Genomic DNA, 13,877 nt, shown 5'->3' with positions numbered 1-13,877 from the left:
AAGGAAAATGTTATGAATATTCAACAATTGCGTTATGTGGTCGCCATTGCTAATAGTGGGACTTTTCGAGAAGCTGCGGAAAAAATGTATGTCAGCCAGCCTAGTCTGTCTATCTCTGTCCGTGATCTGGAAAAAGAGCTGGGTTTCAAGATTTTTCGACGGACCAGCAGCGGGACTTTTCTGACTCGCCGAGGAATGGAGTTTTATGAAAAGGCTCAAGACTTGGTCAAGGGTTTTGATGTCTTTCAAAATCAATATGCCAATCCCGAGGAGGAGCGTGATGAGTTCTCAATTGCCAGTCAGCACTATGATTTTTTGCCGCCTTTGATTACTCAATTTTCTCAGACCTACCCTGAGTACAAGAACTTCCGGATTTTTGAGTCAACAACTGTGCAGATTCTGGATGAAGTAGCGCAAGGCCACAGTGAAATCGGCATTATCTACCTTAATAATCAGAATACCAAGGGCATTATGCAGCGGGTGGAAAAGCTAGGCTTGGAAGTAATTGAGCTGATTCCTTTTCAGACCCATATTTACCTGCGGGAAGATCATCCTCTGACTCAGAAGAAGGAGTTGGTCATGGAAGATTTGGCTGCCTTGCCGACTGTTCGCTTTACCCAGGAAAAGGACGAATATCTCTATTATTCAGAGAATTTTGTCGATACCAGTGCCAGCTCACAGATGTTCAATGTGACGGACCGTGCAACTTTGAATGGGATTTTGGAGCGTACCGATGCCTATGCGACTGGATCTGGCTTTTTAGACAGTAACAGTGTGAACGGTATTACTGTCATCAAGCTTCGCGACAACTTGGACAACCACATGGTCTATGTCAAGCGTGAAGATGTGGAGTTGACCCAGGTCGGAGAAGACTTTGTATCAGTTATGAAAGAGTATTTTGCACAGAAAAAATAAAGTATGAAAAGAAAAATTATTATTCCTTTTGCAGTCTTGGTTCTTATTGTTGTGGACCAGCTGGTTAAGTTATATATTGTCAGCGATTTTAAGCTGGGGCAGGTCAAGAGTTTCATTCCGCATCTGGTGAGTTTGACCTATCTTCAGAATACCGGTGCAGCCTTCTCCATGCTGGAAAACCAGCAATGGCTTTTTACTTTGGTGACATTTCTGGTTATCGGAGGAGCTGTTTACTACCTTATCAAGCACCTCAATGCCTCGAAGTGGATGCTGGCCGGGCTAACCTTGGTGATTGCTGGCGGTTTGGGGAACTTTATTGACCGGATACGTCAAGGTTTTGTCGTGGACATGTTTCAGTTAGATTTTATTAATTTTGCTATTTTCAATGTGGCGGATATGTATCTGACCTTTGGTGTAGCTGTTTTACTGCTGATGATTTTGAAGGAAGAAAAAGATGGAAGTAAGAATTGAGTCTTCAGTAGCTGGTCAGCGATTGGACAAGGCGGTTGCCGAGCTGACAGACTTATCGAGGAGTTTGGCTAATGAGCAGATTAAGGACGGCCAGATTTTGGTCAATGGCCAAGCCAAAAAAGCTAAATATGCTGTTAAAGAAGGCGATGTCGTTTCCTATGAACTGCCTGAACCAGAAGGCGTCGAATATGTGCCTGAGGATATTCCGCTAGAAATCGTCTACCAAGATGAGGATGTGGCAGTTGTCAATAAACCGCAGGGAATGGTCGTCCATCCTTCTGCAGGCCATACAAGCGGTACGCTAGTCAACGCCCTTATGTACCATATTAAGGATCTGTCTGGCATCAACGGTGTCCTCCGCCCGGGCATTGTTCATCGAATTGACAAGGACACTTCAGGGCTTCTGATGATTGCTAAAAATGACCAAGCCCATGTGGCTCTGGCTGATGAACTTAAGGATAAGAAATCCCTACGCAAGTATTGGGCTATTGTTCATGGAAATCTGCCTAACGACCGTGGAGTGATTGAAGCACCGATTGGCCGCAGTGAAAAAGACCGCAAGAAGCAGGCCGTAACGGCTAAAGGTAAGCCAGCCCTGACGCGTTTCCAAGTCTTGGAACGTTTTGGTGACTATACTCTGGTTGAGCTTCAGCTGGAAACGGGACGGACTCATCAAATCCGCGTTCACATGTCCTACATCGGACATCCTGTAGCTGGTGATGAGGTCTATGGACCGCGCAAGACCTTAAAAGGACATGGCCAATTTCTGCACGCGCGAACGCTGGGCTTCACCCATCCTCGAACTGGTGAAGTGCTGGAATTTACAGCTGAAGTGCCAGTTATTTTCCAAGAAACCTTGGAAAAATTGCGACAAGGATAGCAAGTCCATTCATTATTAAAATACAAATTTTCCTCTGACCGCTTTAACCGCGGTCGTTTTTATTTTCCGTAAATCGTGGTATAATAAGACAATCTAGCAGTGAAGGAAAAGGAAATGAAAGCAAAGCGAATCGTATTTAAGGTGGGGACTTCGTCATTGACCAACGCAGATGGCAGTCTGTCACGCGCTAAAGTAAAGGAAATCACTCGGCAGTTAGCACTTCTCCATGAGGCGGGACATGAGTTGATCTTGGTCTCATCAGGAGCTATTGCGGCAGGCTTTTCTTCTCTGGGCTTTAAAAAACGACCGACCAAGGTGGCGGATAAACAGGCTTCTGCTGCGGTTGGACAGGGTTTGCTTTTGGAGGAATATACAACTAATCTTCTTTTGAAGCAAATCATTTCTGCTCAGATTCTTTTGACCCAGGATGATTTTGCAGATAAGCGGCGTTACAAAAATGCCCATCAGGCCTTGTCTGTCTTGTTGAATCGTGGCGCTATTCCTATCATCAATGAAAATGACTCAGTGGCTATCGAGGAGCTCAAGGTCGGCGATAATGATACACTGAGTGCTCAGGTAGCGGCTATGGTTCAGGCGGACCTCCTGGTGCTCTTGACAGATGTCGATGGACTCTACACGGCCAATCCCTCTATCAATCCAGATGCTCGTCGACTGGAAAAGATTGAGAAGATTAGCTCTGAGTTGATTGATATGGCAGGCGGTGCAGGAACGAGCAATGGAACTGGCGGCATGCTGACAAAGATTAAGGCTGCAACTCTGGCGACCATGTCTGGTGTTCCGGTCTATATCTGTTCCTCTCTCAAGACTGATGCTCTGCTGGAAGCTGTGGAGGAGACCAAGGACGGCAGCCTCTTTTTGGCTCAGCAAAAAGGTCTAAAAACGCAGAAGCAATGGCTGGCTTTCTACGCTAAAAGTCAAGGGGAAATCTATGTAGACCAAGGAGCAGCCGACGCTCTCAGAAATAAGGGAAAAAGTTTGTTGGTATCCGGTCTTGTATCTGTATTGGGTAGCTTTGCCTATCAGGATACGGTAACAGTTTATGAAGATGGCAGCGGAGCTATTCTTGGTAAAGGGCGCGTACGTTTTGGCAAGTCAGCTCTTAAAGATATGCTCAAGTCCAATAAGCCTAAGGGTGTTGTCATTCATCGAGATGACTGGATTTCTCTGACACCGGAGTTGAATGATTTATTTGCAGAATTTTAGAAGACGAGGAAAGGAGAAGCGATGACCTCAACACAAGCGATTTTTGAAAAGGTTCAGAAAGTCAAGAAGACAATCAATACGGCCACAACGGCTGAGAAAAACTATGCTTTGGAAGAAATGGCAAGTCAGCTCTGGCTTTCTCGTGCGGATATTTTAGCAGCCAATGAATTGGATATGACCACGGCTAAAGGTAAGATTTCAGATGTGATGCTGGACCGCCTCTATCTGGACGAGGATCGCATTGCGGCCATGGCTGAGGGCATTCGCCAGCTGATTGACTTGGAGGATCCTGTAGGGCAAGTCTTGGAAAAAACCGAGCTTGAGAACGGTCTTGTCATCAGTAAAAAGCGGGGGGCTATGGGTGTGATTGGTATTATTTACGAGAGCCGGCCTAACGTCACCTCTGACGCTGCAGCTCTTGCCCTAAAGAGTGGCAGTGCAGTCGTCCTCAGAAGCGGCAAGGATGCTTATCAGACAGCGCTAGCTATTGTTACAGCTTTGAAAGAAGGCTTGGCTCAGACGAAGATTTCGCCGGATTGTATCCAGTTGGTTTCTGATACCAGCCGGGCTTCAGCCCAGGCTATGATGAAGGCCAAGGGATATCTGGATTTGCTCATTCCTCGTGGAGGTGCCGGACTGATTCAGGCGGTCGTGGAAAATGCGACAGTGCCGGTTATTGAGACAGGTACTGGAATTGTCCATATCTATGTAGATAAGGATGCTGATCAGGACAAGGCTTTGGCGATTATTGAGAATGCCAAGACCAGTCGCCCCTCTGTCTGCAATGCCATGGAGGTACTGCTGGTCCATGAAGAGATTGCTGCAGCATTTTTACCACGTTTGCAGAAGACTTTGGTGACAGATCGTGATGCTGCGCAAGAAAACCCTGTTGAATTACGCTTGGATGAGAAAGCAGGTCAGTATATCTCGGGCTCGCAAGCTAGACCAGAAGATTTTGACACCGAGTTCTTGGACTATATCTTGGCGGTCAAGTTGGTTTCCTCGCTGGAAGAAGCGGTGGAGCATATTGAAGCTCACAGCACCCATCACTCGGATGCCATTGTGACGGAGAACGATTCAGCGGCAGCTTACTTCACAGAGCAGGTGGATAGTGCTGCAGTTTATGTCAATGCTTCAACCCGTTTTACAGATGGTGGTCAATTTGGCCTTGGCTGCGAAATGGGGATTTCTACTCAAAAACTGCATGCCAGAGGCCCTATGGGGCTGAAAGAGCTGACCAGCTATAAATACGTCATCCAAGGGACTGGTCAAGTGAGGAAATAATGATGAAAATTGGATTTATCGGTCTGGGAAATATGGGCGGCAGTTTGGCTCGCCTAGTTGCCCGAGATGAAAGATACAGAAGCGAATTACTCCTGGCTAATCGCAGTCGTGAAAAGGCTGAAAAGATTGCTGAGGAAGTTGGTGGGCAGCCGGTCAGTAATGAAGAGGTTTTTGCTCAGGCAGAGGTGATTTTTCTGGGTATCAAACCAGCTCAATTTGCTGACTTATTGGCTGAATATCGGGAGATTCTAGAAAAACGGGATTCTCTTCTGCTGGTTTCGATGGCTGCGGGTCTGCCTTTGGAGCTATTAGAAAAATTGACACCTAGTCACCATCGTTGGATTCGGATCATGCCTAATACTCCGGTAGCTGTAGGTGAGGGTGTTATTACCTATAGCTTATCTCACCAGGCGAATCAAGCGGACGAAGACTTGTTGCGTGAGCTTCTGTCTTCGGCTGGACTTTTGATCAAACTAGAGGAAAAGCAGTTGGATGCAGCGACAGCTCTTGCCGGCTGCGGACCAGCTTTCGTTTATCTCTTTATAGAGGCCTTAGCGGATGCTGGTGTGCAAGCAGGACTCAGTCGCGATATGTCGCTTGAACTGGCAAATCAGACTCTCTTGGGAGCTGCGAAACTAAGTCAGATCAGTGGGCAACATCCGGCTCAACTCAAAGACCAGGTCTGCAGTCCTGCTGGTTCGACCATCGCTGGTGTAGCTAGTCTGGAAGAAAATGCCTTTCGAGGAACGGTCATGGATGCCGTTCAAGCTGCTTACAAGAGGACGCAGGAGTTGGGGAAGAATTGATTTAGATCTTCAATTTTTTAGATTATAGGAAAAGGTGTGATATGCGAGGACAATTTTGTCTTTGCAGGTTCACTCTTTTTTTCTTTGTTTGATAATCAAATAAGTCCTCTCTTTAAAACTGTGGTATAATAAGTACTATGCAAACCAAACCGACTTCTGCTTATGTGCACATTCCTTTTTGTACTCAGATTTGTTATTACTGCGATTTTTCCAAGGTTTTTATCAAAAATCAGCCGGTAGATAGTTATCTGGAGCATTTGATTGAGGAGTATCATTCTTACGATATCAAAAAGCTCCGTACCCTCTATATCGGTGGCGGAACTCCGACCGCTCTATCGGCGCATCAGTTGGCTTTTTTGCTGGAAAAGCTGACAGACAAGCTGGACTTGTCTTGTCTAGAAGAGTTGACCATCGAAGCCAATCCCGGGGATTTGGACCAGGAGAAGATTGCTGTACTTAAAGACTCGCCTGTCAATCGGGTTTCTCTGGGCGTACAGACTTTCAATGACCGCATGCTTAAGCAAATTGGCCGCAGTCACTTGGAAAAGGATATTTATGAGAATATTGCCAATCTCAAAAAAACGGGTTTTGATAATATTTCAATCGATCTAATTTATGCCCTGCCCAAGCAGACCATGGAAGATGTGAAAACCAATGTAGCCAAGGCTATTGTCCTAGACATTCCCCACATGAGTTTGTACAGCTTGATTTTGGAAAATCATACGGTCTTCATGAATCGGATGCGTCGAGGGAAACTGCCTCTGCCCAAGGAAGATTTGGAAGCGGAGATGTTCGAATACATTATAGCTGAGCTGGAAAAGGCCGGCTTTGAGCATTATGAGATTTCAAACTTTTCCAAGCCAGGCTTTGAGAGCCGTCACAACCTCATGTACTGGGACAATGCGGAATATTATGGTATTGGAGCGGGAGCGTCTGGCTATGTCGATGGTGTTCGCTATAAAAACCACGGGCCTATTCGTCATTATCTGCAGGCGGTGGAAGCGGGCAATGCCCGTGTGCAGGAAGAAGTGCTGACGCTGAAAGAAAAGATGGAAGAAGAGATGTTTCTAGGACTGCGCAAGAAATCTGGCGTTTCCAAAAAACGTTTTGAGGAAAAATTCGGTATTTCCTTTGAAGGCCAGTATGGAGCTGTTGTGTCTGATCTGACCGAGCAGGGCTTGCTAGTGCCAGATAGAGATATCGTGCGCATGACCAAACAGGGTCTCTTTTTGGGCGATACGGTTGCTGAGAAATTTATATTGGAGTAAATCATGGGCTTAACTTATCAAATGAAAATGAAAATTCCTTTTGATATGGCAGATATGAATGGCCATATCAAGCTGCCGGATGTCATCTTGCTGTCCTTGCAGGTATCGGGGATGCAGTCAATCGAGCTTGGCGTCAGTGACAAGGATATGCTGGAGCGGTATAACCTAGTCTGGATTATCACGGACTATGATATTGATGTGACACGTCTGCCACGATTTGCAGAGGAGATTACTATCGAAACAGAAGCCTTAACTTATAATCGGCTCTTTTGCTACCGTCGCTTTACGATTTTTGATGAAGCGGGTGAAGTCATTATACAGATGATGGCAACCTTTGTTCTTATGGATTGGGATAGCCGCAAGGTTCGTGCCGTTGATCCGGAGATTGTGGCGCCATATCAATCTGACTTTTCCAAGAAATTACTGCGCGGTCCTAAGTATCCAGACTTGGAAAATCCTGTCAGCAAGGACTACCATGTGCGCTTTTACGACTTGGATATGAATGGCCATGTCAATAATAGCAAGTATCTGGACTGGATCTTTGAGGTCATGGGTGCAGACTTCCTCACGAAACATATTCCTAAGAAGGTCCATCTCAAGTATGTCAAGGAAGTTCGACCAGGCGGCATGATTGCTTCTAGCTATGACCTAGAAGGTCTGCAGAGCAATCACCAAATTTCCAGTGACGGTGAAGTGAATGCTCAGGCTTTGGTGACCTGGCAAGAGTTTAAACAAGAAAATTAGGAAGAGTAGAAATGACTTATAAAGGATATTTGATTGATTTAGACGGGACGATTTATAAGGGCAAGAGCCGGATTCCGGCTGGTGAAGCTTTTGTGCATGACTTGCAGAAGCGTAAGATTCCCTACCTTTTCGTGACCAATAATACCACACGCACGCCAGAAGCAGTGCAGACCATGCTGGCTGAAAATTTCAATATTGAGACGCCGCTTGAGACAATTTACACAGCTACTTTAGCTACCATTGACTATATGCAGGAGAAAAATCTGGGCAAGAAAGTCTATGTTATCGGTGATGTCGGACTGAAACATGCCATTGAAGAAGCTGGTTATATAGAAGACACTGAAAATCCTGACTATGTAGTAGTGGGTCTTGACTGGGAAGTGGACTATGAGAAGCTGACAATAGCGACTCTGGCTATTCAAAAGGGTGCTCACTTTATCGGGACCAATCCTGATCTCAATATTCCGACTGAGCGAGGTCTGCAGCCAGGAGCGGGTGCTATCAATGCCCTCTTGGAAGCAGCCACTCGGGTTGAGCCGACCTTTATCGGCAAGCCAAATGCCATCATCATGGAAAAAGCCATAGAGCATCTAGGACTGGCGCGTGAAGAAGTGGTCATGGTGGGTGATAACTATCTGACAGATATTCGAGCGGGAATTGACAATGGCATTCCGACCCTCTTGGTTACGACAGGTTTTACCCTGCCAGAAGAGGTGCCCAATCTGCCTATCCAACCGACGCATGTCTTGTCCAGTTTAGCGGAGTGGGACTTCGATGCGTGATAAGTTGAGATTTTTAGCCAGCGTCTTGTGCTTGTTGGCAGCAGCTATCTTGCTAACCATCTATCTAGCTTGGCTCTTATACCCGATGGAGATTTCTTATTTCAACTTGACGGATAAGGTGTATTTGAAAGCAGAGACCATCCAGTATAATTTTAATATTCTGATGAATTACCTGACCAATCCTTTTAGTCAGAAACTGGCGATGCCAGATTTTCGCTCGTCAGCTGCAGGGCTACATCATTTTCAGGCGGTCAAGTATCTTTTTCACTTGGCGCAAGCTATTTTTCTAGTCACTCTGCCTGCTTTGATTTTCTTTATCAAAAAAGTAGTCAAAAAGGGATTTTTAGGTCTCTACAGACGGGCTTTTCTGGTGATTAGTCTCTTGCCGTTTGTCTTTGCTGGACTGGCCTTTCTGATTGGTTTTAACAATTTTTTTACACTCTTTCATCAAGTTCTTTTTGCCGGAGACAATACTTGGATGTTTGATCCAGCCAAGGATCCAGTCATTTGGATTCTGCCAGAAGAATTTTTCATGCACGCCTTTATTCTTTTTGCTTTGCTTTATGAGGGAATCTTTTTGACCTTATATTCCCTAAGCCGAAAGGGTAAGGAGAAAATTTAATATAGGAGATTTTATGTATTATATACCTGAACCTTTAAATCCTAAAAAAGATCTAGGACGATTTTCAGCGACTTGCTTTACTTATTTATGGGTCATGATTGCTGCTGTCTTCATTTATGTATTTGTTGCCTTTTTCGTCATCATGCCAGGACAAGGTATGGACATTCAAAAGACGCAAGACATTGTTACCAAATTCATGGAAAAGGACGGCGGAGCCTATATTCTAGCTTCCTGTCTTGGTGTTCTTACTTTCACGGTGTCTAGGGGTAAGCAGCTCTTTAAATACGACCTTCGTCGCAAGGGGCGGAAGATGACTTCTAAAGTTTTCTTTTATATGATTTGCTTCCTTTTATTCGCCCAAATGTTTACAGCTGTTGTCAATCAGATGATGCAGGCTATCATGCAACTCTTCAATCTAGATCTTTCTAGTATGGAATCAGGAGGTGGCGGTTCTGAAACACTGACCATGCTGATTTATTCATCCTTGATGGCTCCAGTTACGGAGGAAATCATTTTTAGAGGTGCTGGATTGCGAGCGTTAGAGAAGCATGGCAAGATTTTTGCCATTCTTCTGACTGCGATTTTGTTTGGTCTCTTTCATGAAAATCTTTATCAGTTTTATTTTGCTAGTTTGATTGGTTTAGGTTTTGGCTATATCGCTTTTGAGTATTCGATTATCTGGTCTATCATTTTTCATGCTCTCAATAACTTTGTCATAGCAGAAGGGATAGCTTTTCTTTCAAAAAAAGCTCCAGAGCCTATTGTTAACATCGTTTTTTACGGCCTATTAATCGCTGGCAGCACAGTATTTCTTTTGCTTTTAATCTTGAAGTGGCCAAAATTTAAGGAATACATTGACACAAATCGTTCGCTCCCAGGGACCTACCGACAGGCTTTTAAGTCAGTCTGGTTCTGGGTTCTGGTTGTGTTTACTTTTCTTGGAACTTTTCTGCCTGTCATGGCAGCCTATCTTGTATCATTGATTAATAATAGCTAATTGCCTTTTATTTGGCAGTTATGCAAAGATATGTAAGGAGTTGGATATAGTCCAGCTCTTTTTTTGTTCGGTAAAAAGATAGAAATTGAAGGTTTTTGATAGAAAATGCTTGACATTGAAAAATAAAGAGGTATAATAATAATCGTAAACGATTCCAAAGGAGGTGCTTTATGCTGAAGTCGGAAAGAAAGCAGGTTATTCTAGAGACAGTCATAAGAGAAAAATTTGTTTCTTTAGACTATCTAGTACATGCTTTAAACACTTCAGAATCAACAATCAGAAGAGATTTGGATGAACTGGAGAGCGAGCATAAACTGCGACGAGTTCATGGTGGAGCCGAGAGCCTTCATTTTCTACAGGAAGAAGAGAGCAATCAGGAAAAATCTATCAAAAGCATTCAAGAAAAGACAGCTATTGCCAAGATGGCAGCAAGCTTGATTCAAGAGCATGATGTGATTTTTATTGATGCGGGGACAACCAATGAGCTTTTAGTTAATGAGCTGCATGACCCTAGAGTGACAGTCGTTACCAACTCCATTCACCATGCGACCAAGTTGGTAGAGCGCAATATACCGACAGTCATTATCGGCGGAAAGGTCAAGCGCTCAACGGATGCCAGCATTGGAGGTGTTGCCCTAAATCAAATCGGTCAGTTGAATTTCGATAAAGCCTTTATTGGAATGAATGGCATTGACGATGGCTTCTTTACCACTCCAGATATGGAAGAAGGAGCTGTCAAAAGAGCGATTTTGGAGAATGCTAAGAAGACTTATGTCTTGGCTGATCTTTCTAAACTAGGACAGACGTCCTTTGTCAAGGTTGCTCCTCTTGCCAAAGCAAGCATTATTACTAATCAAACGGAATCAGAAGTGATTCAAGCGCTGAAAGAAAAAACGGAGGTGATTGAAGTATGATTTATACTGTCACACTAAACCCTTCCATCGACTATATTGTCCGTCTGGACAAGGTCCTTATAGGAAGCGTCAATCGGATGGACAGTGACGACAAATTCGCTGGCGGGAAGGGAATCAACGTTAGCCGAGTTCTCAAACGTCTAGGTATTGAGAATACAGCGACTGGTTTTATCGGTGGTTTTACTGGTAAGTTCATCACAGATACTCTGGAAGAGGAAGGGATTTCCAGCCATTTCGTAGAGGTTGAGCAGGATACTCGTATCAATGTCAAGATTAAAGCGGATGCTGAGACAGAAATTAACGGACCAGGTCCAGAAATTTCCAGTCAGAAACTAGAAGAACTTGAGAAGTTCCTTTCTTCTTTGACTTCAAAAGATACAGTAGTCTTCGCAGGCAGCAGTCCTAAAAATCTAGGAAATGTTGTCTACAAGGAGCTGATTGGCTTAACCAGAAAGACAGGAGCGCAAATCGTCTGTGACTTTGAAGGACAGACACTGCTGGATTCTTTAGAGTTTGAGCCGCTCTTGGTCAAACCTAACAATCACGAACTAGGTGATATTTTTGGAGTCAAGCTCGAACGCTTGGATCAGATTGAGAGTTATGCCCGTCAAATCTTAGACAAGGGTGCCCAACATGTCATCATTTCCATGGCTGGTGACGGTGCTTTACTGGTAACTCGAGAGGGTGCCTATTTCGCTAAACCTATCAAGGGCAATGTGAAAAATTCTGTTGGTGCTGGCGACTCTATGGTGGCTGGATTTACCGGAGAGTTTGTCCGCTCTGGTGATGTTATTCAAGCCTTCAAATGGGGAGTGGCCTGCGGAACAGCGACCACCTTCTCAGATGATTTGGCGACAGCTGATTATATAAAAGAAATCTATGAAAAAGTAGAGGTAGAAAAAATATGAAAATTCAAGACTTACTAAGAAAAGATGTAATGTTGCTGGACTTGCAGGCAACAGAGAAAAAAGCTGTTATTGAAGAAATGATTCAGAGCCTAGTGGATCATGGCTATGTGACAGACTTTGAGACTTTCAAAGAAGGGATTTTGGCTCGTGAAGCCTTGACTTCTACAGGTCTGGGTGACGGAATCGCTATGCCTCACAGCAAAAATGCTGCAGTGAAAGAAGCGACTGTCCTTTTTGCCAAGTCAAATAAAGGCGTAGATTATGAAAGTTTGGATGGCCAGCCAACTGATCTTTTCTTCATGATTGCAGCTCCAGAAGGTGCTAACGATACTCACTTGGCTGCCTTGGCTGAATTGTCTCAATACTTGATGAAGGATGGTTTTGCGGATAAATTGCGCCGAGTGACTTCGCCTGATCAGGTGATTGAGCTCTTTGACCAAGCTTCAGAAAAAGCAGAAGAACCTGCTGTCGTCGAACCTGCCAATGAAGGCGGAGACTTCCTTGTAGCCGTAACAGCTTGTACAACAGGGATTGCGCATACCTACATGGCTCAAGAGGCTTTGCAGAAGGTCGCAGCTGAAATGGGTGTCGGCATCAAGGTTGAAACCAATGGTGCTAGCGGTGTTGGAAATAAGCTGACAGCTGAAGATATAAAAAAAGCAAAAGCTGTTATCATCGCGGCAGATAAAGCGGTAGAAATGAATCGTTTTGACGGCAAGCCGTTAATTAAACGACCTGTTGCGGATGGTATTCGTAAGACAGAAGAACTGATCAATCAGGCTCTTTCAGGAAATGCTGAAGTTTACAAGGCAGCCAATGGTGGCGGTGCTGCAGAATCAAGCAATGAAAAACTTAGTCTGGGAGCTGCTTTCTACAAGCACTTGATGAGCGGTGTTTCCCAAATGTTGCCATTCGTTATCGGTGGTGGGATTATGATTGCTATCTCATTCTTGCTTGACCAAGGGGTTCCTAAAGACCAGTTGAGTCACTTGGGGAATTATAATGGTTTGTCAGCTCTCTTCAATCAGATTGGTGGAGCAGCCTTTGGCTTCATGGTTCCTGTATTAGCTGCTTATATTGCATATTCCATTGCTGAAAAACCTGGATTGGTGGCTGGTTTTGTGGCAGGTGCAATTGCTAAAGCAGGTATTGCTTATGGAAATATTCCTGTATATAAGGATCTTGCAGATAAAACTCCAGAACAAGTTCAAGAGATTTTGAAATCCCTAGCTGAATCCCAAGTTTCATCAGGGTTCCTAGGAGCTCTGGTAGGCGGTTTCTTAGCTGGCGGTATTGTACTTTTGCTTAGAAAATACATTAAAGTTCCTCGTTCACTTGAAGGCGTGAAATCTATTCTTCTTCTCCCTTTGTTAGGTGTTGCTCTTACCGGATTTGCTATGTTGGCAGTAAATATTCCAATGTCAGCGATTAATACAGCACTCAATGACTTCCTTATGAGCTTGAGTGGAACATCAGCAGTCATTCTTGGACTTTTGGTAGGAGGAATGATGGCTGTCGATATGGGTGGGCCGGTTAATAAGGCCGCTTATACTGTGGGTACTCTTTCTTTGGCTGAATCATTGACAAGTGGTGGTTCAACTGTTATGGCGGCTGTTATGGCAGCTGGTATGGTTCCGCCTTTAGCAGTGTTTGTAGCAACAATTCTTTTCAAAAATAAATTTACAGAAGAAGAGCGTGACTCTGGAATTACCAACATCGTCATGGGACTATCTTTCATCACAGAAGGAGCGATTCCTTTTGGAGCTGCTGACCCAGCCCGTGCTATTCCAAGCTTTATCGTAGGTTCAGCTCTAACAGGTGCTCTTGTAGGATTGTCAGGTATCAAGCTCATGGCTCCTCACGGAGGAATCTTCGTTATCGGTTTGACAAACAATCCAATTCTTTACTTGGTATATGTATTGATTGGTGCAGTAGTCAGCGGTATTATCTTTGGTTACCTGCGCAAACCACTTAAGAAATAATATTTAAAAGAATCTCGCTTGTCAGTGAGATTCTTTTTTGTGTTTTCCGGCCTGCAAATTTTAGCATGGAAACTTCGCTC

14 protein-coding genes are annotated in these 13,877 nt (G+C 44.4%); all 14 read left to right on the top strand.

Translation table 11 applies throughout. The annotated features are described in order from the left end of the window. The first annotated feature begins 12 nt into the window (after window positions 1–12). The 14 genes from FKX92_RS03955 to FKX92_RS03890 all read left to right on the top strand — a co-directional run bounded on the left by FKX92_RS03955 (window position 13) and on the right by FKX92_RS03890 (window position 13,797). Entirely contained in the window at window positions 13–915 is a 903-nt protein-coding gene (locus FKX92_RS03955; protein WP_032908183.1) for a LysR family transcriptional regulator, read from the top strand. 3 nt (window positions 916–918) lie between these two features. Then, complete coding sequence (gene lspA / locus FKX92_RS03950; protein ID WP_002921410.1) at window positions 919–1,386, top strand: signal peptidase II; 468 nt, start codon at window positions 919–921, stop codon at window positions 1,384–1,386. Beyond that, window positions 1,370–2,266, top strand: coding sequence for an RluA family pseudouridine synthase (locus FKX92_RS03945; RefSeq protein WP_149565590.1), 897 nt, complete (start codon window positions 1,370–1,372; stop codon window positions 2,264–2,266). The genes lspA and FKX92_RS03945 overlap by 17 nt, the downstream gene beginning before the upstream one ends. A gap of 114 nt (window positions 2,267–2,380) precedes the next feature. After that, complete coding sequence (gene proB / locus FKX92_RS03940; RefSeq protein WP_149565589.1) at window positions 2,381–3,490, top strand: glutamate 5-kinase; 1,110 nt, start codon at window positions 2,381–2,383, stop codon at window positions 3,488–3,490. 21 nt (window positions 3,491–3,511) lie between these two features. Further along, on the top strand, window positions 3,512–4,774 hold the full coding sequence (locus FKX92_RS03935; protein WP_149565588.1) for a glutamate-5-semialdehyde dehydrogenase: 1,263 nt from the start codon (window positions 3,512–3,514) through the stop codon (window positions 4,772–4,774). Between the two features lie 2 nt (window positions 4,775–4,776). Then, on the top strand, window positions 4,777–5,580 hold the full coding sequence (gene proC, locus FKX92_RS03930) for a pyrroline-5-carboxylate reductase (protein ID WP_149565691.1): 804 nt from the start codon (window positions 4,777–4,779) through the stop codon (window positions 5,578–5,580). A gap of 137 nt (window positions 5,581–5,717) precedes the next feature. Beyond that, a complete protein-coding gene (gene hemW, locus FKX92_RS03925) occupies window positions 5,718–6,848 on the top strand; it encodes a radical SAM family heme chaperone HemW (RefSeq protein ID WP_149565587.1) in 1,131 nt (376 codons plus the stop codon). Between the two features lie 3 nt (window positions 6,849–6,851). Further along, the gene (locus FKX92_RS03920) at window positions 6,852–7,592 is read left to right on the top strand and encodes an acyl-[acyl-carrier-protein] thioesterase (RefSeq protein WP_149565586.1); all 741 of its coding nucleotides are present in this window, start codon (window positions 6,852–6,854) and stop codon (window positions 7,590–7,592) included. 11 nt (window positions 7,593–7,603) lie between these two features. After that, on the top strand, window positions 7,604–8,374 hold the full coding sequence (locus FKX92_RS03915; protein ID WP_149565585.1) for a TIGR01457 family HAD-type hydrolase: 771 nt from the start codon (window positions 7,604–7,606) through the stop codon (window positions 8,372–8,374). Then, window positions 8,367–8,996: a TIGR01906 family membrane protein gene (locus FKX92_RS03910; protein WP_149565584.1), complete on the top strand. Its 630-nt coding sequence runs from the start codon at window positions 8,367–8,369 to the stop codon at window positions 8,994–8,996. Before FKX92_RS03915 ends, FKX92_RS03910 begins: the two co-directional genes overlap by 8 nt. Before the next feature lie 13 nt (window positions 8,997–9,009). Further along, window positions 9,010–9,993, top strand: coding sequence for a CPBP family intramembrane glutamic endopeptidase (locus FKX92_RS03905; RefSeq protein WP_149565583.1), 984 nt, complete (start codon window positions 9,010–9,012; stop codon window positions 9,991–9,993). Between the two features lie 170 nt (window positions 9,994–10,163). Next, window positions 10,164–10,907 carry a DeoR/GlpR family DNA-binding transcription regulator gene (locus FKX92_RS03900; RefSeq protein WP_009660338.1) on the top strand — a complete coding sequence of 248 codons (744 nt, stop codon included), beginning with the start codon at window positions 10,164–10,166 and terminating at the stop codon, window positions 10,905–10,907. Further along, the gene (gene pfkB / locus FKX92_RS03895; RefSeq protein WP_149565582.1) at window positions 10,904–11,815 is read left to right on the top strand and encodes a 1-phosphofructokinase; all 912 of its coding nucleotides are present in this window, start codon (window positions 10,904–10,906) and stop codon (window positions 11,813–11,815) included. The genes FKX92_RS03900 and pfkB overlap by 4 nt, the downstream gene beginning before the upstream one ends. Then, a complete protein-coding gene (locus tag FKX92_RS03890) occupies window positions 11,812–13,797 on the top strand; it encodes a PTS fructose transporter subunit IIABC (protein ID WP_149565581.1) in 1,986 nt (661 codons plus the stop codon). The genes pfkB and FKX92_RS03890 overlap by 4 nt, the downstream gene beginning before the upstream one ends. Window positions 13,798–13,877 lie beyond the last annotated feature (80 nt).

This window comes from Streptococcus sanguinis (assembly GCF_008329445.1).
GTDB lineage: Bacteria > Bacillota > Bacilli > Lactobacillales > Streptococcaceae > Streptococcus > Streptococcus sanguinis_O.
Note: the sequence above shows the minus strand (reverse complement) of the source record. Positions and strands in the feature narration are given on the sequence as shown.

What these genes read in the sequence shown, in the direction of transcription:
- FKX92_RS03955 (WP_032908183.1), top strand. Translation starts at nt 13, where the DNA reads ATGAATATTCAACAATTGCGTTATGTGGTCGCCATTGCTAATAGTGGG.
- lspA (WP_002921410.1), top strand. Translation starts at nt 919, where the DNA reads ATGAAAAGAAAAATTATTATTCCTTTTGCAGTCTTGGTTCTTATTGTT.
- FKX92_RS03945 (WP_149565590.1), top strand. Translation starts at nt 1,370, where the DNA reads ATGGAAGTAAGAATTGAGTCTTCAGTAGCTGGTCAGCGATTGGACAAG.
- proB (WP_149565589.1), top strand. Translation starts at nt 2,381, where the DNA reads ATGAAAGCAAAGCGAATCGTATTTAAGGTGGGGACTTCGTCATTGACC.
- FKX92_RS03935 (WP_149565588.1), top strand. Translation starts at nt 3,512, where the DNA reads ATGACCTCAACACAAGCGATTTTTGAAAAGGTTCAGAAAGTCAAGAAG.
- proC (WP_149565691.1), top strand. Translation starts at nt 4,777, where the DNA reads ATGAAAATTGGATTTATCGGTCTGGGAAATATGGGCGGCAGTTTGGCT.
- hemW (WP_149565587.1), top strand. Translation starts at nt 5,718, where the DNA reads ATGCAAACCAAACCGACTTCTGCTTATGTGCACATTCCTTTTTGTACT.
- FKX92_RS03920 (WP_149565586.1), top strand. Translation starts at nt 6,852, where the DNA reads ATGGGCTTAACTTATCAAATGAAAATGAAAATTCCTTTTGATATGGCA.
- FKX92_RS03915 (WP_149565585.1), top strand. Translation starts at nt 7,604, where the DNA reads ATGACTTATAAAGGATATTTGATTGATTTAGACGGGACGATTTATAAG.
- FKX92_RS03910 (WP_149565584.1), top strand. Translation starts at nt 8,367, where the DNA reads ATGCGTGATAAGTTGAGATTTTTAGCCAGCGTCTTGTGCTTGTTGGCA.
- FKX92_RS03905 (WP_149565583.1), top strand. Translation starts at nt 9,010, where the DNA reads ATGTATTATATACCTGAACCTTTAAATCCTAAAAAAGATCTAGGACGA.
- FKX92_RS03900 (WP_009660338.1), top strand. Translation starts at nt 10,164, where the DNA reads ATGCTGAAGTCGGAAAGAAAGCAGGTTATTCTAGAGACAGTCATAAGA.
- pfkB (WP_149565582.1), top strand. Translation starts at nt 10,904, where the DNA reads ATGATTTATACTGTCACACTAAACCCTTCCATCGACTATATTGTCCGT.
- FKX92_RS03890 (WP_149565581.1), top strand. Translation starts at nt 11,812, where the DNA reads ATGAAAATTCAAGACTTACTAAGAAAAGATGTAATGTTGCTGGACTTG.